Here is a 17,567-nt window from a genome sequence, read left to right on the forward strand (position 1 = left end):
TGGAAACACCGCTTGGCACCTTGGTGCCGCAGAGAATGCCGCGATTCGGCTTCGCATGCGCCTGCAATGAACTTAAATCACAGACTTAGGCTGACAAGCGGAACAACAGTGACTATTTCGTGACCATGACGGAAGCCGCCGACCATCGTGAAGAGAGCCTGACGGCCGCGACCGAGGCGCGGGGGCTGGAAGCGCTGGTCTCGCGCGCGACGCGCGCCGGTAAGGGGCCGGCGCCGGTGGAACGCTGGAATCCGGCATTTTGCGGCGATCTCGACATGGAAATCAAGCAGGACGGCACCTGGTTCTATCTGGGAACGCCGATCGGCCGGATGCCGCTGGTGCAGCTTTTTTCCTCAGTGCTGCGCAAGGACGTGGACGGCAGGACTTACCTGGTGACGCCGGTGGAAAAGGTCGGCATCCGCGTCGCCGACGCGCCCTTCATTGCCGTCGAGATGGACGTGTCGGGCGCCGGCGACGGACAAATCATCACCTTTCGCACCAATGTCGGCGACGTGGTCGAGGCTGGGGCGGGACACCCGCTGCGCTTCGTCGATGAGGACGAGACAGGTGGCCTGAAGCCTTATGTGCTGGTGCGCGGGCGGCTGGAGGCGCTGGTGGCACGGCCGGTGATGTACGAGCTGGTCGAGCACGGCGAAGAGATCGACATCGGTGGCAAGAGGATGTTTGCCGTCCGTTCCAAAGGCGAGGTCTATCCAATCATGCCGGCTGAGAAACTGAAACGGCTGAGCGCATGATGGACCGCCTATGATGGATCAGGTGATGCCGTTGCCGTTTTCCGTTGCCGGGTTTCGCCAGCGCGTCGCGGCGCAGCCGCTGGCGCATGCCGGCGACGATTTTGGCGACCACCGCTTCAATCCGGGCCATCCCAGGCTGAAGCTGGCCAAGGCGCTGCGCGATGCCGCCGTGCTGATCCCGGTGGTCGATCATGGCCATGAAGCCACGGTCCTTTTGACCAGGCGGGCCGAAAAGCTGCGCAACCATTCGGGGCAGGTGGCTTTCCCCGGTGGTACCATCGATCAAACCGATGCGAGCCCGGAAGCGGCGGCGTTGCGCGAGACATTCGAGGAGATCGGTCTCGATAGGGATTACATCGAGATCGTCGGCCGTCTGCCGGACTACGTTTCCGGCAGCGGCTATCGCATCGCCCCGGTGCTCGGGATTGTGCGGCCCGGTTTCAGCCTGACGCTGAATTCCGACGAAGTCCATGCCGTCTTCGAGGTGCCGCTGGGCTTTCTGATGGACCCCGCCAACCACACCAGAGACAGTCGCATGTGGAACGACCTCGAATGGTTCTATTACGAGATGCCCTATGGCGGCCAGCGCATCTGGGGCGTCACCGCGGGCATCATCCGTACGCTTTATGAAAGGCTCTATTCGTGAGCGATCCAGTGTCGATCGCGGGCAAGGCCGGGTGGCTCGGCGAACGCCACCTGCAGCGCCTGCTCGCGGCGCTGACTGATGGCGGCGAGGAGGCGCGTGTCGCCGGCGGTGCGGTGCGCAACACGCTCATCGGCCAGCCGGTCGCCGACATCGACATCGCCACCACCACGGTGCCCGAGGAAACCATCCGGCGCGCCGAGGCGGCAGGCTTCAAGACGGTACCGACCGGCATCGAGCATGGCACAGTCACCGCGGTCGGCCACGGCAAGGCCTATGAGGTCACCACGCTGCGTGCCGATATCGAAACCGACGGCCGGCGCGCCAAAGTGTCGTTCGGCCGCGACTGGAAAGCCGACGCTGAGCGGCGTGATTTCACCATCAATGCACTCTATGCCGAAGCCGATGGAACGGTCGTCGATCTGGTCGGCGGTATCGCCGATATCGAAGCGCGGAGGCTGCGATTCATCGGCGATCCGGAAGCCCGTATCCGCGAGGATTATCTGCGCATCCTGCGTTTCTTCCGTTTCTTCGCATGGTATGGCGACGGTAGGCCGGATGCCGAAGGGTTGAAGGCTTGTGCTCGGCTGAAGCAGGGGCTCGACCAGCTTTCGGTCGAGCGCGTCTGGTGGGAATTGAAGAAATTGCTGTCGGCGCCAGATCCGTCGCGGGCGCTGCTGTGGATGCGCCAGGCCGGCGTTCTGACCGCCGTTTTGCCGGAAAGCGAGAAATGGGGCATCGATGCCATCCACGGGCTGACCAAGACCGAGAAGGACCTGGCCTGGGCGCCGGACCCGCTGCTCAGGCTGGAATCCATCGTGCCGCCGGATGCCGCGCGCATGAAAACGCTTGCCGAGAGATTGAGGCTTTCCGTGAGCGAAGCAAGCCGGCTGCGGAATTGGGCGATCACGGCTGCCGTCGATCCGAAAACGACTGAAGGAGAGTTGGCGAAAAGGCTTTATTTTGGCGACCGCCAAGGCTTTGTCGACCGGTTGCGGCTGTTGCTCGCTTCCGCTCGAGCCCGCGCGGTCGAAGACAATGACGCACTGCTCGAAGCCGGCGGCTTCTCGCGCCTGCTTGCCTTCGCTGCAAAATGGCAAAACCCTGTTTTTCCGGTCAAGGGCGCCGATCTGACGACGCTTGGCGCATCACCGGGGCCGAAGCTTGGTGCAACGTTGAAGAATCTCGAAAAGGAATGGGTCGAGTCCGGTTTTGCGCTTGATCGCGGCGCGCTGCTCAAGCGCGCCGCGGAGGCACTCGAATCCTGACCGTCACGCTGCGTCGCGGACCTTTTCGATGCGCGAGCGGATCGCCTCGATCATCGTCTCGCGGATCACCGTCTCGCCGTGCGTCTCGCGCAGATGCTCGACGGCACGGCGCATGACCTCAGCCTCCTCCTCGGCGCGTGTGTGCCACTCGCAGCCGGGTACGAGCGACCCGCAATGGAATTCCTTCATCGGCTTCTCCTCATCTCCTCCTTGGAGCGCCGCGCAGCGCACTGACACGGAAGCTCCAGACCTTTGATTGCGCGATCCGGAAACCGCGTACGGTATCCGGGCTACACGCTGGCCAGCTAAGCATAACACGATCGAACGGTTTTGGTTGCCTTAGAGTGCCGTGCGTCCAAGCCGACACGCGGCCCTCTGGTGATCGGGTTGCGAAAAGGCGGAGCATCGCTGCTCCGCCCTCTTACGCCACCCAGGAGTAAGACCTCGTCTTGCTCCAGCGGGCAGGACATCACTTCACGATCTTGACTGCCTCGGCAATTTTATCCTTGCCGCTCATATCCCACGTGACGCGGACCTTTTCGCCGACCTTCAGGCCAGGATCCTTGAAGGTCTGGGGCAACGTAAAGGTGGCTCCGTTATCCAGAACTAGGCTCATCGCCGTTCCATCAAAGCTTTTGATCGTGCCGGTGGTGTGCTTGACCGCAGCGAATGCGGCAGTACCAGAGGCGAGAACGGCAGTGGCGGCTGCGGTCATAATAAGCTTGCGCATGGCATGCTCTCCTGGAAAATACGGGCACCGCTTGGGAAAGGTGCCCGATTCAATCATGGGCCGTCCGGTCACGTCGGGTCGCGGCTCTCGGGAGTAAAGAACCGCCGGCGTTTCCCGGCCCGACGCGACAAATAGCCCAATCTTTACAATGATATATTAGACGAAAAAGATATTTTCTGGCGCGTCTTGCGCCACATTCGCCGTCAAATTCTGGGGATTTGGACCCGATTGCGGCTCACGTCGTGCTCACCGAGATTTTACGGCCATTTCGCTTCTGGCGGCAGGCTGGACAGGATCGAGGCGACATTGCCGCCGGTCTTTAGCCCGAAGATGGTGCCGCGATCGTGAAGCAAGTTGAATTCGACATAACGGCCGCGGCGGATGAGCTGCTCGTCACGGTCGCCATCGGTCCAGTTGTCATTGAAGTTGGCGCGCACCAGATGTTCGTAGACGACGAGAAAAGATCGCCCGACGTCCTGGACGAAGTTGAAATCGGCGTCCCAGCCGCCTTTGTCCTCATCCGAATGCAGCCAGTCGAAGAAGATACCGCCGGTACCGCGTGGCTCGTCACGGTGCGGCAGGTAGAAGTACTCGTCGCACCAGGCTTTGAATTTCACGTAGTCGGCGATCGCCGCGTTCTTCTCGCAGGCAAATTGCATCGCTCTGTGGAAGGTGATCGTGTCGGGGTCGTCCTGGCTGCGGCGGCGGTCGAGCACCGGTGTCAGATCGGCGCCGCCGCCGAACCACTGGCGCGAGGTGACGACCATGCGCGTGTTCATATGCACGGCCGGCACGTTGGGGTTCCACGGATGGGCGATCAGCGAAATGCCGCTTGCCCAGAAGGAGGGGTCCTCTTCGGCGCCCGGCATCTGCTTCCTGAATTCGGGGGAGAACTCGCCGTGGACGGTCGAGGTGTGGACGCCGACCTTCTCGAAGACGCGGCCGTGCATCATCGACATGATACCGCCGCCGCCCTTGCCGGCATCGCGTTGCCACGGCGTCTTTTCGAAGCGGCCGGGCGACCAGCTAGCCTGCGGCCCCTGCAGGTCCTGCTCGATCTGCTCGAAGCTGGCACAGATGCGCTCGCGCAACGTCTCGAACCACAGCCGTGCCTTCGTCTTCTTCTGTTCGATGTCGGCTGGCAGCCCCGCCGGTATCTCGGGTCGTTGCAAATCCTGTCTCCGGTTGCGGGCGCGCCCGACAAATGACTCGTCTTTTCCGGCCGCGATCCCTAATCTCTTGGGTGCAAGGGTCAAGTGTGAATGGAGTTCTTTCGTGCGCACCCCGGCAAGACCGCCGCTGGATGGCCTGAAGAAGAGGCTCGACCGTTCGCGCGCCGAGAACGCGCGCATGCCGCGCGACGGCTTCCTGCGCGAGACCTTCGTGCTGCCGCGCTCCGACGCTCGTCTCAAGGCGAAGGAATGGTTCGAGCGCTTTCCCAAGCAGGCCTATTGGACCGAGATCGAAAGCTGGTTCGAGCGGCCGGGCGACGTGATCGAGTTCACGATACGACGGTTGCCGGCAGCAGATTAAGGGATGTCACGACAAAAATAGATCGCGCAATTTTGGAGAATCTAGAATTAGGTTCTCACCAAGTAGCTTGCCGAATTTTTCGAAGCCCATTTTCTGCGCCTCATCGAAGCTCAAGGACGTATAGGGCGTTGGCATGCCGCCGGAATCGATCCGATAGATCACGATGAGCTGTGTCTCTTCTTCTGCTTGGATTAGATGTCCCAGCACTGAGGTTCCCTTCCGTATCGCACCATAATCGCACTGCTTCCATTTAGGATGCAACAATCAGCCGCCGCGCCCCGGTCCCCTCCCTTGCCAGCCGGTCGCCCTTGTTCCTCAACGGGCACTTGTCGATCGACATGCAGCCGCAGCCGATGCAGTCGGTCAGCCCGTCGCGCAGTTTCTTCAGCTGGGCGATCTTGTGGTCGAGCCCGTCGCGCCAGGCGGTCGAAAGCAAGTTCCAATCCTCGCGCGTCGGCGTCCGGCCCTCAGGCAGTGACGCAAGGGCCGTGCCGATCTCGGCCAGTGAGATACCGACCTCCTGCGCTACCTTGATGATCGCGACACGGCGCAGCACGTCGCGGCCGTAGCGCCGCTGGTTGCCTGACGTCCGGTGGCTGCGGATCAGCCCGCGGGCCTCATAGAAATGTAGCGCCGACACCGCCACACCGCTGCGCATGGCCACTTGGCCGACCGTCAATTCCGTTACCGGTGCCATCCCTCTTTTTCCGTTCCGATTTTTTCGCTTGACCTAAAGTTAAGTTGAGCTTGTAGCGAAGAAACCCGGGATCTGCAAACCAAGGAGATGGTGATGTGCGCCTGGGCCAGGATGACGGGAGACGGAGTGCCGTTATCCGAGTTGCCGGATGGCTTCACCCGCCACCATGGCGACGGAAAGCGCGACGTTGATGCTGCGCGCAGCGTCTTGCATGGGAATGGTCAATTGGGCATTCGCCGCTTGATGAACAAGATCCGGAACGCCTGCGGATTCGCGGCCGAACAGAAGAATGTCGTCATCGCCGAAGGCGAAGCTGGTGTAAGGGGTCGTGGCTTTGGTCGACAGCAGCACCAGCCGCCGCTTGGCAAGCTTGCGCCAGTCCTCGAAGGCGTGCCAGTCGACGTGCCGGGTGAGCGCCGCCATTTCGAGGTAGTCCATGCCGGCCCGTTTCAGCGCCCGGTCACCGAGCGGGAAGCCCGCCGGTTCGATGATGTCGACGCCGAGACCGAGGCAAGCGGCGAAGCGCAGGATTGTCCCGGTGTTGCCGGCGATATCAGGCTGGTAGAGCGCGATGCGGAGACGGTCGTTCATTTCCGCGTCTTTCTAATAAGTGGCAGATCAGCCACAGAGCTCTCGCGGTTTCGGAAATTCCTGGACTGGCGGGTGGTCATTTTCTGCGAAGTCGGTTATACGGCCAGCATTGTCAACCCGAACCGACGGAGGGGTAATTCATGATGGCCATGCACATCCACCACCCCTCTCGTGGGCTTACCAGCCCGACGGCGGTTTCGGTACGACGATTCTCCTGACCTTCTAGACTTCAATCGCACCGATTCCCGCCGAAACCTTTTTCGGCCTTTGAAGGAATCCTGCGATGTTTTTCAAGCTGTGGAAGGGGCTGAACGCCCCACCTGAACACGCTTCGACCGATGCCACCTTTGCCGCGCCGCGCGTGCCCGCGGCCTGGGTTGGTTCACCCTTCTACCTGCATCTTCAACTGGAGGACGGACCGATGTTCGATCCCTGTAGAATACCCGGCTCAAGAAGCCTGCACGAGCGGAAGACTGCGACCTGGGCGCTTTTGATCGGCGAGACCTACTCGTCGGCGGTTCACGCCGAGACCCGCCGGCGTCCGCATCGCGGTATGCTGCCGGACGTCGATTTCTCGCGCGCCGTTCCGGACTATAGCCGGCCGTCGCTGGTGCGCCGGATCATCAGGCTGATCCGGCCTGGTGCAAAAACCAGCGCGAAAATCCGGATCGTCAAAACGTCGTCAGCATCGTCAAACGAGACTGTCGGCGAAAGGCCCGCGACAACCTATATAGCGCGAAGCAGGACCGGCGAGGCGGACGATTCCGTATCGCCGGTCCTTGACGCCATGCGGTCTGGGCACCCCGTCCGTTCGCGTGCCGCGTGAGCGGAAACAGGTATTGTGAGCATCTCTATGTTTAGCTGGTTTGAAAAAAGGCTCGATCCGTTCCCTGCCAAGGAGCCGGTCGAGCCGCCGCGGACACTGATCGCCTTCTGCGTGCATTATACGCGCGGCGCGTGGCCCTACATCGCTCTCGATGCGGTACTGGTGACGGCCATCGCCCTTGCCGAGGTGTGGATGTTCGGCTTCATGGGCCGGATCGTCGACTGGCTGTCCGGACAGAATCGCGAGACGTTCCTGCAGACCGAAGGCTTGAAGCTGGCCGGGATGGCCTTCATCGTGGTTTTCGCGCTGCCGGCGACGGTCTGGTTCCATTCGCTGCTCAACCAGCAGACGCTGATGGGTAATTATCCGATGCGTATCCGCTGGCAGGTGCATCGTTACCTGCTCAAGCAGTCGATGAGCTTCTATCAGGACGAGTTTGCCGGGCGCATCGCGACCAAGCTGATGCAGACCGCGCTCGCGGTGCGCGAGTGCGTCATCAAGCTCATCGATGTGCTCAACTATATCGTCGTCTATTTTCTCGGCATGCTGTTCATTGTCGGCTCGGCAGACTGGCGGCTGGCTGCGCCGCTTGCCGTCTGGCTTGCCGGATATGTCCTGCTGTTGCGCTATTTCATCCCGCGGCTGGGCAAGGTCGGCGAGGAGCAGGCTAATGCGCGCTCAACCATGACCGGCCGTGTCGTCGACAGCTACTCCAACATCCAGACGGTCAAGCTGTTCTCGCATGCGCGGCGCGAGGCATCCTTCGCCAAGGACGGTATGGCCGGCTTTCTCGATACAGTCTACCGGTCGATGCGGTTGGTGACGCAGCTCTACGGCCTGCTCTACGTCCTGAATTCGCTGCTGTTGTTTTCGGTCACTGCAATCTCGCTATGGCTGTGGCTCGGCCAAGTCGTGACGATCGGCGCCGTCGCCCTGGTCATCGGCCTCGTGCTTCGGCTCTGGGGCATGTCGCAATGGATCATGTGGGAGATGTCCACGCTGTTCGAGAATATCGGCACGGTGCAGGACGGCATCGCCTCGATCTCGCTGCCGCGCCTCGTCGAAGACCGGCCTGGCGCCAACGATATTGCCGTGACCAAGGGGGAGATCCGTTTTGAGGACATCCGCTTCCACTATGGCAAGCAGAAGGGCGTGATCGAAAGCCTGTCGCTGACGGTGAAGCCGGGCGAGAAGGTCGGCATCGTCGGCCGTTCGGGTGCCGGCAAGTCGACGCTGGTCAATCTTCTGTTGCGCTTCTATGACCTCGAAAGCGGCAAGGTCCTGATCGACGGCCAGGACATTGCGGCGGTGACGCAGGACTCGCTGCGCGCCCAGATCGGCATGGTCACGCAGGACACCTCGCTGCTGCATCGCTCGGTGCGCGAGAATATCCTCTATAGCCGGCCGGACGCCAGCGACCAGATGCTGATCGAGGCGGCGCGGCGCGCCGAGGCGCTGGATTTCATCGCCGGATTGTCGGATTCTAACGGTCGAAAGGGTTTCGACGCGCATGTCGGTGATCGCGGCGTCAAATTGTCCGGCGGCCAGCGGCAACGCATCGCCATAGCCCGTGTCATGCTGAAGGACGCACCAATCCTTATCCTCGACGAAGCGACCTCCGCCCTCGATTCCGAGGCCGAGGCGGCCATCCAGGAGAACCTCTACAGACTGATGCAAGGCAAGACCGTCATCGCCATTGCGCACCGGCTGTCGACGATCGCCGCCATGGACCGGCTCGTCGTTATGGACAAGGGCCGCGTCATCGAGGAAGGTTCGCATGAGGAACTGGTTGCCAGCGGCGGGCTCTATGCCCAGCTCTGGCAGCGCCAGTCGGGCGGCTTCCTGCTCGACGACGGCCCCTCCGCCAACGATGCAGCCGCCAACGATGCAATCGCCAAGGGTGAAGCCGCCGAATGATGACTGCCATCTACCGCTGGTTCGAGAACTGGGTCTATCCATTCCGCGAGCCTGCGGACCTTCGCCCACCTGCCGGCGTCAGGGGTTTCCTCTGGCATTATGTCGGGCAGGCGAAGATCGCCTTCTTCGCCATGCTGGTGATCGGCGGCATCGCGCCACTGGTCGAAGCCGGACTGTTCTATTTCGTCGGGCGGCTGGTCGACATCCTCGACCAGCTTCCCGGTGAACGCAGCTGGCACGCTCTGTGGACTGCCGCCGGCCCGGAACTTGTCTTCATGATCGCGGTGGTGCTGGTCATCCGCACCATTGTCGTCGGCCTGTCGGCGCTGGTCGACGAGCAGACGATCACGCCGGGTTTCTATAATCTGGTGCGCTGGCAGGCGCATCGCCATGTCTCGCGCCAATCCTACGCCTTCTTCCAGAACGACTTTGCCGGGCGTATCGCGACCAAGGTCTGGCAGGCGGGACAGGCGACCGGCGATCTGATGGAAAGCTTCATCGAGGTGGTCTGGTTCATGGTCGTCTATACGGTGACGACGCTGGCGCTGGTCGCCGGGCTCGATCTCCGGCTGGCGGTGCTGGTGGTGATCTGGATTACCGCCTTCGGCTTTCTGGCCAGGCGCTATTTGCCGGCAATCCGCAAACATGCCGAAGCCACCGCCGAAGCCGGCTCGATGATCACCGGCCGCCTTGTCGATTCCTATTCGAACGTGCAGACGTTGAAACTGTTCTCGGCCGATGGCGACGACCGCTACATCAGGAACGGCTTCGACATCTATCTCGACGCGCTGCGCCCGTTCACCCGCAGGCTGACCGGCGTGCGCATGGCGCTGACGATGCTGTCGGGCATTATGATCACGGCGATCGCCTGCTTTGCCGTTTATCTCTGGGTCGAGGGTGCGATCACAGTCGGCGCCGTGGCTTTCACGCTGTCTTTGGTGCTGCGGCTGAACATGCTGCTCGGCCGGCTGATGATGCAGCTCAACGGCATCTTGCGGAACCTCGGCGTGCTGGAGAATTCCAAGGCGCTGATCTCACAGCCGCTCGGCCTGACCGATGCGCCGGACGCGAAAGAGCTTGTCGTCGGCGGCGGGCGCATCAACGTCAGCAATGTGGAGTTCCACTACGGCAAGGGGTCCGGCGTGCTCAACGGCATCGACCTCGTCGTGCGGCCGGGCGAAAAGGTCGGCCTGGTCGGCCCGTCCGGCGCCGGCAAGACGACCTTGGTCAATCTGATCCTGCGCCTCTACGACCTCGAGAGCGGCAAGATCACCATTGACGGGCAGGACGTCTCCAGGGTCACGCAGAATTCGCTGCGCGCCAATATCGGCGTCGTCAGCCAGGATACGGCACTTTTCCACCGCTCGCTGCGCGACAACATCAAGCTCGGCATGCCGGAAGCGACCGACGCCGAGGTGGTCGCGGCAGCGAAGAAGGCCGAGGCGCACGAGTTCATCCTCGGTCTGCGCGACAATCGCGATCGTATCGGCTACGAGGCCTATGTCGGCGAGCGCGGCGTCAAGCTCTCCGGCGGCCAGCGCCAGCGCGTGGCGATCGCCCGCGTCTTCCTCAAGGATGCGCCGATCCTGGTGCTCGATGAGGCGACCTCGGCGCTCGATTCCGACATCGAGGCGGCGATCCAGGAAAATCTGGCAAGGCTGATGGAAGGCAAGACGGTCATCGCCATCGCGCATCGGCTGTCGACCATTGCGGCACTCGACCGGCTGGTGGTGCTCGACGAGGGCCGCATCGTCGAGCAAGGCACGCATGACGAGCTGGTCGGGCTCGACGGGCTCTATGCCAGGCTGTGGAAGCGGCAGTCCGGAGGTTTCCTGTTCAACGAGGAGAGCGCGCTGGCCGAGACCCGGCCGGCGGAGTAGTTTCTAAAGACCGGAGTAGACCATGGCGGTGAGAATGCCATCGAATTTCGGACGGTCCGGCGCGCAGGAGAGCGCGTTGGACCTGCTTGGCCATGAAATCCTCGGCGAGAAGGCGGCCGCGCTCGGCCGCGCCGGCCGGCGCGTCGAGGAAACATTGACGAGGCTGCGCGAGAATTGCGACGATGTCGACCGCGCCCGGCTGCTCAGGGATGCAGCCGAAGCGGTGCACGGGTATTTCATCCAGCGCGAACTCTGCGGCCTTCGCAAGCACGACGCGGTGATCCGGGAATACAACATTCCCAACGCCGTGCTGGCCAGGCTCGGCGCCAGCGCATGATCCGAACCGGAACTGGTTTGAGAAGCGTTATTCCAGCCACTCGGTGATGAAGCTGCCGTTCTCGTGTATGTCGGTGGTTTCCAGCGGGCCGGGCCCGACATTGGTGAATTTGTGCGGCGTGTTCGGCGGTACGACCAGGATCTGGCCGGCGGTGGCCTCGATCTGCCGGTCGCCGACGGTGAACAGGCCGGTGCCGGTCCGGATAATAAAAATCTCGCAATAGGGATGGCTGTGCAGCCTGGGGCCGCCGCCGATCTCGGGCAGGTAGTTGAAGATCAGGCAGCTGCGGGAGCCGTAAGCTCCGCCTTGCAGCTCGCCCTGCCAGTGGTCGGGCCAGCGGTCGGGCGCTTCGGCCCATTTGCCGCGGTCTATGACATGCGCCATAGGCCGAGGATAAACCGGGCCAGCGCCAGCTGTCGAGGCGAACGCAGCCATTTGGTTTTGCTGCTGTTTTCCAATCGTTCCGCCGTGCGAATTACGCCCCCGCGACAATCTGCCCTTGTGCCTTCACCCGTCTGGACAAAAACAGGCTTCACGCATAAACCCAAGTCCCAAATGCCGGAGGAATTCGCTAGCCTGTTCGCCATGCGCTGTCGGGCCGGCGCGATTGAGCGGGGAACAAGGCTCGGCCGCCGGCACGGAAGAGGCGAAAGGATCAGGCACCCGTGAGCGCAACCGACACCCAGGATCCCAACCGTCGTGATTTTCTCTACGTCGCCACCGGCATGGCCGCAGTGGTCGGCGCGGGCGCCGTTGCCTGGCCATTCATCGACCAGATGCGCCCGGATGCCTCGACGCTGGCGCTCGCCTCGGTCGAGGTCGACGTCTCCTCGCTGACGCCGGGAATGTCGCTCGTCGTGAAGTGGCGCGGCAAGCCGGTTGTCGTGCGCAACCGCACCGAAAAGGAGATGAAGGACGCCGAGGCGGTCAATCTCGCCGAACTCAAGGATCCAATTGCCCGCAATGCCAACCTGCCGGCCGACGCGCCGGCAACCGACGCCAACCGGACCACGCCGGGCAAGGAAGCCTGGATAGTGATGGTCCAGGTCTGCACCCATCTCGGCTGCATCCCGCTCGGCCAGGAAGGCGATTTCGGCGGCTGGTTCTGCCCATGCCACGGTTCGCAATACGATACGGCCGGCCGCATCCGAAAGGGACCGGCGCCGGAGAACATGGCGGTGCCGGTGTTTCAATTCGTTTCCGACACCAAGATCCGTATCGGCTGAGGCAAGGGATATTTCGATGAGCGAGGGACACTCGACCTATACGCCCAAGACCGGTATCGGACGCTGGTTCGATTCCCGCATGCCGCTCCCGCGGCTGGTCTATGACAGCTTCATCGCCTATCCGGTGCCGCGCAACCTGAACTATGCCTGGACCTTCGGCGGCATCCTTGCGCTTATGTTGGCGGCGCAGATCCTGACCGGTATCGTGCTGGCCATGCACTATGCGGCCGACAGCACTCTCGCCTTCGATTCGGTCGAAAAGATCATGCGCGACGTGAATTCGGGCTGGCTGCTGCGCTACCTGCATTCGAACGGCGCGTCGTTCTTCTTCGTCGCCGTCTACATCCATATCTTCCGCGGGCTCTACTACGGCTCCTACAAGGCGCCGCGCGAGCTGCTGTGGATCCTCGGCTGTATCATCTACCTGCTGATGATGGCGACCGGATTCATGGGCTACGTGCTGCCCTGGGGCCAGATGAGCTTCTGGGGCGCCACCGTCATCACCGGTTTCTTCACCGCCATACCTCTGGTCGGCGACTGGATCCAGCAGCTTTTGCTCGGCGGCTTCGCGGTCGACAATCCGACGCTGAACCGCTTCTTTGCGCTGCATTACCTGCTGCCGTTCATGATCGCCGGCGTTGTCGTGCTGCACATCTGGGCGCTTCACGTCGTCGGCCAGAACAATCCGACCGGCATCGAGGTCAAATCGAAGACCGACACGCTCGCCTTCACGCCTTACGCGACCATCAAGGATGGGTTCGGCATGATCGTGTTCCTGTTCGTCTTCGCCTATTTCGTCTTTTATCTGCCGAACTATCTCGGCCATCCGGACAATTACACCGTTGCCAACCCCCTGAAGACGCCGGCCCACATTGTGCCGGAATGGTACTTCCTGCCGTTCTACGCGATCCTGCGCGCTATCACCTTCAATATCGGGCCCATCAACTCCAAGCTCGGCGGCGTGCTCTGCATGTTCGGCGCGATTGTCATGCTGTTCCTGGTGCCGTGGCTCGACACCTCGAAGGTGCGCTCGGCAGTCTACCGGCCCTGGTACAAGCTGTTCTTCTGGCTGTTCGTGGCCGACGCCATCCTGCTCGGCTGGCTGGGCTCGCAGCCGGCCGAGGGCAGCTATGTATTCATGGCGCAGATGGCGACGCTGTTCTACTTCGCCTTCTTCCTGGTAGCGCTGCCGGTGCTCGGGCTGATCGAAAAGCCGCGGCGGCTGCCGAACTCGATCACCGAGGCGGTGCTCGAGAAGAACAAGGGCGGCGGTGGACATCCTGCCGGCGCCACGACCGCGCCGGAAACCAAGGGCTGAGCATGATTCCGAAAAGTGGAAACCGGTACTCGGACAAGGTCATGCTCGAGACGGTGACGGCGCGTCAGAGAATCTCAAGGGGATTTGGCATGAAGAAGATTCTCTCCTCGCTGGCGCTGCTTGGCCTTTTGGCCGCGGGCATGGGTGCCGCAAGCACTGGAGCCAGCGCCCAGGAAGAGGCGCACAATGAGGCGGCGCCGACGCATTTCCCGATACACGAACCGGAGGAAATGGATTGGAGCTTCGCCGGGCCATTCGGCACCTACGACAAGGCCCAGCTGCAGCGCGGGCTGAAGGTCTACAAGGAAGTCTGCTCGGCCTGCCATTCGATGAATTTGGTGGCGTTCCGTACACTGGTGGGCCTTGGCTATTCGGATGCGCAGATCAAGACGCTGGCGGCCGAATATACGATCCATGACGGACCGAACGATGCCGGCGACATGTTCGATCGTCCCGGCAAGCCGTCCGACCATTTCCCGGCGCCGTTCCCCAATGTGGAGGCGGCGGCGGCGGCAAATGGCGGCGCAGCACCGCCCGACATGTCGCTGCTGGCAAAGGCGCGCGGGGTCGAACGCGGCTTCCCGCGCTTCGTCTTCGATATCTTTACCCAGTATGCCCAGGGCGGCCCCGACTACATCCACTCGCTGCTGACCGGCTACGACCAGCAGCCGCCGGCGGGCATGGTCATACCAGAAGGCACGTACTACAATCCGTACTTCCTGTCCGGCGTGTCGCTGAAGATGCCGAAGCCGCTCTCTGACGGCCAGGTAACCTATGATGACGGCGCGCCGCAGACGGTCGACCAGTATTCGCGTGACGTGTCGGCCTTCCTGATGTGGGCGGCCGAGCCACACCTCGAGGACCGCAAGAAGACCGGCTTTCGCGTACTGGTCTTCCTGCTGCTGTTCGGCGCACTGGTCTACCTGACCAAGCGCAAGGTGTGGGCCGGCGTGGCGCACTGAGCCCTGCGATTTACGAGAATGCGAGGGCGTCGAAAGACGCCCTTCTCATTGCAGGCATGTCGATTCATCGCTGCCGGCGCAGAGTGGCCCTTTTGCCGGACAATTTTCCGTCAGGCGTCACATGGCGGTAGCCGGACTTAGCTGCACCGGGTTACGATTGGCCCATTCCCTTCACGTCTTCAGCCGAATCTGAAAGGCCCGGAGAGCCGCTTGATGAAATCCTCGCTCGAAGAGACGCTGCTTGCCGCGATCCGCACCATTCCGGATTATCCCAAGCCGGGCATCCTGTTTCGCGACATCACCACGCTGCTCGGCAATGCGCGGGCCTTCCGCCGCGCCATCGACGAACTGGTGCATCCCTATGCCGGCCTCAAGATCGACAAGATCGCCGGCATCGAGGCGCGCGGCTTCATCCTCGGCGGCGCCATCGCCCACCAGCTCTCGGCCGGCTTCGTGCCGATCCGCAAGAAGGGCAAGTTGCCTTCCGAGACGGTGCGCGTCGCCTACAGCCTGGAATACGGGCTGGACGAGATGGAGATGCACAAAGACGGTGTTTCTCCAGGCGAGAAGGTAATCCTCGTCGACGATTTGATCGCCACCGGCGGCACGGCCGAGGCGGCCGTCAAGCTATTGCGGCAGATCGGCGCCGACATCCTCGCCGCCTGCTTCGTCATCGACCTGCCGGACCTTGGCGGCCGCGAGAGGTTAGAGGCGCTCGGCGTACCGGTGAGGACGCTGATCGGGTTTGAGGGGCATTGAGCGTTTCTTCCTTCTCCCCTTCTTGTAGAGAAGGGAAGAACTCCGCTCACTCCACCTTCACCAGCACGGCACTTTCGAATTCGATGACCTTGTCGCCGCTCGAATCGAAGGCCTCCGAGCGGAGCGTCAGCAGCCGCCAGCCCGGTCGCGAGGCGATGGGGCGATGGGCCAGCGCGGTGCGGGTGAAAGTCACGGTTTCCCCGGCATAGACAGGTTTGGGCCATTTGAGGTTCTTGAAGCCGGGCGAGGGACCGAATTCGGGCACCGGCCCGGGACCGGGCCAGCGGGCGACCTCTGCCTCTATGCCAGCCTGGAGGTTCAATTTCATCCAGGTGGCGGCGGTGTGCCAGCCCGAGGCGCAGAGCCCGCCGAATATGCTGTTCCTCGCCGCCTCTTCATCGATATGGAATATCTGCGGATCGTATTTGCGGGCGAACGCCTTGATCGCCTCCGGTTCGAATCGATGCGAACCGAGCGTGACGGTGATACCGATGCAGAAGAATTCGTCGAGGCTCACGCACTGCCCTCGCGGGTGAGGAACATGACGGTGTTTTCGAGCTCGAAAACACCTTCGCCGCGCTGGTTGAACAACTCGCTGCGCATGGTCACCAGGCCAAGGCGGGGTTTCGATCTGGACACTCGCTTGGCAAGGACGGTGGTGCTGCCGGTCAACAGGTCGCCGGCCAGGACCGGCCGTTTCCATTTGACCTGGTCGACGCCCGGCGCGCCCTGGGAGGTCGAGTCGAGCAGGAAGGCATCGCACAGCATGCGCATGAACATGGCGCAGGTGTGCCAGCCCGAAGCCGCCAGCCCGCCGAGGATGCTGGCCTTGCCCGCGGCCTCGTCGAGATGCATCGGCTGGGCATCGAACTCGTTGGCGAATTCTATGATTTCGGCGGCGCTTACCAGCTTGGTGCCGAGGTCGAGCGAAGCGCCCTCGACAAAATCCTCATAAGCCCAGGTTTTTGCGGTCATGGTCTGGAAATCCTGTTCAGGATTGTACGATCGCTACGGGTCCGGGTCCCGGATGCAGGCAGGGCGGCATTTGGTCAAGCAATTTCTATTGCGCCAGCCCGCTGCGCCAAGCCGCAGCGCGGTATTGACGACCCTATAGCCAGCCGCGGCGGCGGAAATACCAGAAGGGCAGGATTGCCGAAAGCACCATCATGCCGATGGCGAAGGGATAGCCAAAGTGCCATTTGAGCTCAGGGATGATGTCGAAATTCATGCCGTAGATCGAAGCGACAAGCGTCGGCGGCAGGAAGATGACAGCGGCGACGGAGAAGATCTTGATGATGGCGTTCTGCTCGATCGAGATCATGCCGAGCGTCGCGTCGAGCAGGAAGCTGATCTTCTGCGACAGGAACGTGGCGTGGTCGGCGAGCGACAGCACGTCGCGCGACAAGGTCTTGATGCGAGCGCGGGTATCCTTGCTCATCCTGCTTTGCGTGGAGGCATGGGCGAGAAAGCCGGCAAGGCGCTGCAGCGAGATTAGGCTGTCGCGGATCGAGGAGGCGAGGTCCTCCTTGCGGCCAATGCCTTTCAACAGCTCCTGGAAGTCGCGGTTGCGCTTGGAAACCTTGGTCGAGCGTGCCTCGAAGATGTCGCGCGAGATCGCCTCGACGTCGCGGCCGGCGCGCTCCAGAATGTCGGCGAGGCGGTCGACGATCGCCTCCAGCAGTCCGATCAGGATGGTGTCGCCGCTGGTGCAGCCGGTCGCCACCTTCTCGGCGCGCAGCGGAAAGGTCTTGAACGCCTTCGGCTCGTGGTAACGCACGGTGATCAGCCTGCTTCCGGCGAGCACGAAGGTGACCGGCGACATCAAGGGATCGTTCACCTCGGTCTGCGCAGGCAGAATGGCGGTCATGAAGTAGGCGCCGTCCTCGACGTAGAGACGGCTCGAGATCTCGATCTCTTCCATCTCTTCGCGGGTCGGAACGGCGATGCCGAGCCAGGTCTCGATTGTCGTCTCTTCTTCCTTTGTCGGGTTGAAGAGGTCGACCCAGACGACAGTGTCGCTGTTTTGCACGAGATCGTCGACCAGGCGCAGGCGATCATTGTCGACGACGAAGGCCTTGATCATCGCCGGGTCTCCCTTGCTGTTGCCAAAGAGCGTTCGTTTGGA

22 protein-coding genes are annotated in these 17,567 nt (G+C 62.2%); 12 read left to right on the plus strand and 10 right to left on the minus strand.

The features are described 5' to 3' along the window. The first annotated feature begins 125 nt into the window (after window positions 1–125). From NKH93_RS02280 to NKH93_RS02290, 3 genes are read left to right on the plus strand one after another with little or no spacing between them, the layout of a single operon-like run. Window positions 126–755: a DUF1285 domain-containing protein gene (locus NKH93_RS02280; protein WP_352683969.1), complete on the plus strand. Its 630-nt coding sequence runs from the start codon at window positions 126–128 to the stop codon at window positions 753–755. Window positions 756–768: 13 nt separating this feature from the next. Continuing rightward, entirely contained in the window at window positions 769–1,401 is a 633-nt protein-coding gene (locus tag NKH93_RS02285) for a CoA pyrophosphatase (protein ID WP_352541101.1), read from the plus strand. Further along, window positions 1,398–2,666, plus strand: coding sequence for a CCA tRNA nucleotidyltransferase (locus NKH93_RS02290; protein WP_352819911.1), 1,269 nt, complete (start codon window positions 1,398–1,400; stop codon window positions 2,664–2,666). Before NKH93_RS02285 ends, NKH93_RS02290 begins: the two co-directional genes overlap by 4 nt. A gap of 3 nt (window positions 2,667–2,669) precedes the next feature. Here the strand turns inward: NKH93_RS02290 and NKH93_RS02295 are convergent, their stop codons facing one another. From NKH93_RS02295 to hemF, 3 genes are all read right to left on the minus strand, one after another. After that, window positions 2,670–2,855: a DUF1059 domain-containing protein gene (locus tag NKH93_RS02295; protein ID WP_023679490.1), complete on the minus strand. Its 186-nt coding sequence runs from the start codon at window positions 2,853–2,855 to the stop codon at window positions 2,670–2,672. A 280-nt stretch (window positions 2,856–3,135) separates the two neighbouring features. After that, a complete protein-coding gene (locus NKH93_RS02300; RefSeq protein WP_352541000.1) occupies window positions 3,136–3,396 on the minus strand; it encodes a DUF1344 domain-containing protein in 261 nt (86 codons plus the stop codon). A 257-nt stretch (window positions 3,397–3,653) separates the two neighbouring features. Continuing rightward, a complete protein-coding gene (hemF, locus tag NKH93_RS02305) occupies window positions 3,654–4,568 on the minus strand; it encodes an oxygen-dependent coproporphyrinogen oxidase (RefSeq protein WP_352819912.1) in 915 nt (304 codons plus the stop codon). 103 nt (window positions 4,569–4,671) lie between these two features. Between hemF and NKH93_RS02310 the strand changes: the two genes are divergently transcribed. Next, complete coding sequence (locus NKH93_RS02310; RefSeq protein ID WP_023679487.1) at window positions 4,672–4,929, plus strand: hypothetical protein; 258 nt, start codon at window positions 4,672–4,674, stop codon at window positions 4,927–4,929. A 6-nt stretch (window positions 4,930–4,935) separates the two neighbouring features. On the opposite strand, the gene NKH93_RS02315 is transcribed toward NKH93_RS02310, so the two are convergent. The 3 genes from NKH93_RS02315 to NKH93_RS02325 form a co-directional block, all read right to left on the minus strand. Further along, window positions 4,936–5,136 carry a hypothetical protein gene (locus NKH93_RS02315; RefSeq protein ID WP_352819913.1) on the minus strand — a complete coding sequence of 67 codons (201 nt, stop codon included), beginning with the start codon at window positions 5,134–5,136 and terminating at the stop codon, window positions 4,936–4,938. A gap of 43 nt (window positions 5,137–5,179) precedes the next feature. Continuing rightward, window positions 5,180–5,626 (minus strand): redox-sensitive transcriptional activator SoxR, encoded by a 447-nt coding sequence (gene soxR / locus NKH93_RS02320; protein ID WP_352541003.1) that lies wholly within the window; start codon window positions 5,624–5,626, stop codon window positions 5,180–5,182. 132 nt (window positions 5,627–5,758) lie between these two features. Next, the gene (locus tag NKH93_RS02325) at window positions 5,759–6,217 is read right to left on the minus strand and encodes a tRNA (cytidine(34)-2'-O)-methyltransferase (RefSeq protein ID WP_352541004.1); all 459 of its coding nucleotides are present in this window, start codon (window positions 6,215–6,217) and stop codon (window positions 5,759–5,761) included. A gap of 283 nt (window positions 6,218–6,500) precedes the next feature. Between NKH93_RS02325 and NKH93_RS02330 the strand changes: the two genes are divergently transcribed. From NKH93_RS02330 to NKH93_RS02345, 4 genes are read left to right on the plus strand one after another with little or no spacing between them, the layout of a single operon-like run. After that, window positions 6,501–7,043, plus strand: a complete 543-nt coding sequence (locus NKH93_RS02330; protein WP_352469727.1) for a hypothetical protein — start codon at window positions 6,501–6,503, stop codon at window positions 7,041–7,043. A gap of 27 nt (window positions 7,044–7,070) precedes the next feature. Continuing rightward, the gene (locus NKH93_RS02335; protein WP_352921109.1) at window positions 7,071–8,960 is read left to right on the plus strand and encodes an ABC transporter ATP-binding protein; all 1,890 of its coding nucleotides are present in this window, start codon (window positions 7,071–7,073) and stop codon (window positions 8,958–8,960) included. After that, window positions 8,957–10,840, plus strand: coding sequence for an ABC transporter ATP-binding protein (locus NKH93_RS02340; protein WP_352819915.1), 1,884 nt, complete (start codon window positions 8,957–8,959; stop codon window positions 10,838–10,840). Before NKH93_RS02335 ends, NKH93_RS02340 begins: the two co-directional genes overlap by 4 nt. Window positions 10,841–10,862: 22 nt before the next feature. After that, on the plus strand, window positions 10,863–11,177 hold the full coding sequence (locus NKH93_RS02345; protein ID WP_352819916.1) for a DUF6665 family protein: 315 nt from the start codon (window positions 10,863–10,865) through the stop codon (window positions 11,175–11,177). Between the two features lie 27 nt (window positions 11,178–11,204). On the opposite strand, the gene NKH93_RS02350 is transcribed toward NKH93_RS02345, so the two are convergent. Then, window positions 11,205–11,561 (minus strand): cupin domain-containing protein, encoded by a 357-nt coding sequence (locus NKH93_RS02350; protein WP_352819963.1) that lies wholly within the window; start codon window positions 11,559–11,561, stop codon window positions 11,205–11,207. Between the two features lie 281 nt (window positions 11,562–11,842). Here NKH93_RS02350 and petA point away from each other — a divergent pair, with 281 nt between their 5' ends. From petA to NKH93_RS02370, 4 genes are all read left to right on the plus strand, one after another. Next, entirely contained in the window at window positions 11,843–12,403 is a 561-nt protein-coding gene (gene petA, locus NKH93_RS02355; protein WP_352921111.1) for a ubiquinol-cytochrome c reductase iron-sulfur subunit, read from the plus strand. Between the two features lie 16 nt (window positions 12,404–12,419). Further along, window positions 12,420–13,721 carry a cytochrome b gene (locus tag NKH93_RS02360; protein ID WP_352541008.1) on the plus strand — a complete coding sequence of 434 codons (1,302 nt, stop codon included), beginning with the start codon at window positions 12,420–12,422 and terminating at the stop codon, window positions 13,719–13,721. An 89-nt stretch (window positions 13,722–13,810) separates the two neighbouring features. After that, complete coding sequence (locus NKH93_RS02365; RefSeq protein WP_352541009.1) at window positions 13,811–14,683, plus strand: cytochrome c1; 873 nt, start codon at window positions 13,811–13,813, stop codon at window positions 14,681–14,683. Between the two features lie 213 nt (window positions 14,684–14,896). Then, the gene (locus tag NKH93_RS02370; RefSeq protein ID WP_352469734.1) at window positions 14,897–15,442 is read left to right on the plus strand and encodes an adenine phosphoribosyltransferase; all 546 of its coding nucleotides are present in this window, start codon (window positions 14,897–14,899) and stop codon (window positions 15,440–15,442) included. 46 nt (window positions 15,443–15,488) lie between these two features. On the opposite strand, the gene NKH93_RS02375 is transcribed toward NKH93_RS02370, so the two are convergent. The 3 genes from NKH93_RS02375 to corA form a co-directional block, all read right to left on the minus strand. Further along, on the minus strand, window positions 15,489–15,959 hold the full coding sequence (locus tag NKH93_RS02375; protein ID WP_352921114.1) for a MaoC family dehydratase: 471 nt from the start codon (window positions 15,957–15,959) through the stop codon (window positions 15,489–15,491). Continuing rightward, on the minus strand, window positions 15,956–16,417 hold the full coding sequence (locus tag NKH93_RS02380) for a MaoC family dehydratase (RefSeq protein ID WP_352921116.1): 462 nt from the start codon (window positions 16,415–16,417) through the stop codon (window positions 15,956–15,958). The genes NKH93_RS02375 and NKH93_RS02380 overlap by 4 nt, the downstream gene beginning before the upstream one ends. 133 nt (window positions 16,418–16,550) lie before the next feature. Next, a complete protein-coding gene (gene corA, locus NKH93_RS02385; protein ID WP_352469737.1) occupies window positions 16,551–17,525 on the minus strand; it encodes a magnesium/cobalt transporter CorA in 975 nt (324 codons plus the stop codon). Window positions 17,526–17,567: the final 42 nt, after the last annotated feature.

Source organism: Mesorhizobium sp. M0954, from assembly GCF_040319155.1.
In the GTDB taxonomy this organism is placed as follows: domain Bacteria; phylum Pseudomonadota; class Alphaproteobacteria; order Rhizobiales; family Rhizobiaceae; genus Mesorhizobium.

Bases quoted from the DNA above. Each gene is read 5' to 3' on its own strand.
- NKH93_RS02280 (WP_352683969.1), top strand. From the start codon at position 126: ATGACGGAAGCCGCCGACCATCGTGAAGAGAGCCTGACGGCCGCGACC.
- NKH93_RS02285 (WP_352541101.1), top strand. From the start codon at position 769: ATGGATCAGGTGATGCCGTTGCCGTTTTCCGTTGCCGGGTTTCGCCAG.
- NKH93_RS02295 (WP_023679490.1), bottom strand. From the start codon at position 2,855: ATGAAGGAATTCCATTGCGGGTCGCTCGTACCCGGCTGCGAGTGGCAC.
- NKH93_RS02300 (WP_352541000.1), bottom strand. From the start codon at position 3,396: ATGCGCAAGCTTATTATGACCGCAGCCGCCACTGCCGTTCTCGCCTCT.
- soxR (WP_352541003.1), bottom strand. From the start codon at position 5,626: ATGGCACCGGTAACGGAATTGACGGTCGGCCAAGTGGCCATGCGCAGC.
- NKH93_RS02325 (WP_352541004.1), bottom strand. From the start codon at position 6,217: ATGAACGACCGTCTCCGCATCGCGCTCTACCAGCCTGATATCGCCGGC.
- NKH93_RS02330 (WP_352469727.1), top strand. From the start codon at position 6,501: ATGTTTTTCAAGCTGTGGAAGGGGCTGAACGCCCCACCTGAACACGCT.
- NKH93_RS02335 (WP_352921109.1), top strand. From the start codon at position 7,071: ATGTTTAGCTGGTTTGAAAAAAGGCTCGATCCGTTCCCTGCCAAGGAG.
- NKH93_RS02340 (WP_352819915.1), top strand. From the start codon at position 8,957: ATGATGACTGCCATCTACCGCTGGTTCGAGAACTGGGTCTATCCATTC.
- NKH93_RS02345 (WP_352819916.1), top strand. From the start codon at position 10,863: ATGGCGGTGAGAATGCCATCGAATTTCGGACGGTCCGGCGCGCAGGAG.
- NKH93_RS02350 (WP_352819963.1), bottom strand. From the start codon at position 11,561: ATGGCGCATGTCATAGACCGCGGCAAATGGGCCGAAGCGCCCGACCGC.
- NKH93_RS02360 (WP_352541008.1), top strand. From the start codon at position 12,420: ATGAGCGAGGGACACTCGACCTATACGCCCAAGACCGGTATCGGACGC.
- NKH93_RS02365 (WP_352541009.1), top strand. From the start codon at position 13,811: ATGAAGAAGATTCTCTCCTCGCTGGCGCTGCTTGGCCTTTTGGCCGCG.
- NKH93_RS02370 (WP_352469734.1), top strand. From the start codon at position 14,897: ATGAAATCCTCGCTCGAAGAGACGCTGCTTGCCGCGATCCGCACCATT.
- NKH93_RS02380 (WP_352921116.1), bottom strand. From the start codon at position 16,417: ATGACCGCAAAAACCTGGGCTTATGAGGATTTTGTCGAGGGCGCTTCG.
- corA (WP_352469737.1), bottom strand. From the start codon at position 17,525: ATGATCAAGGCCTTCGTCGTCGACAATGATCGCCTGCGCCTGGTCGAC.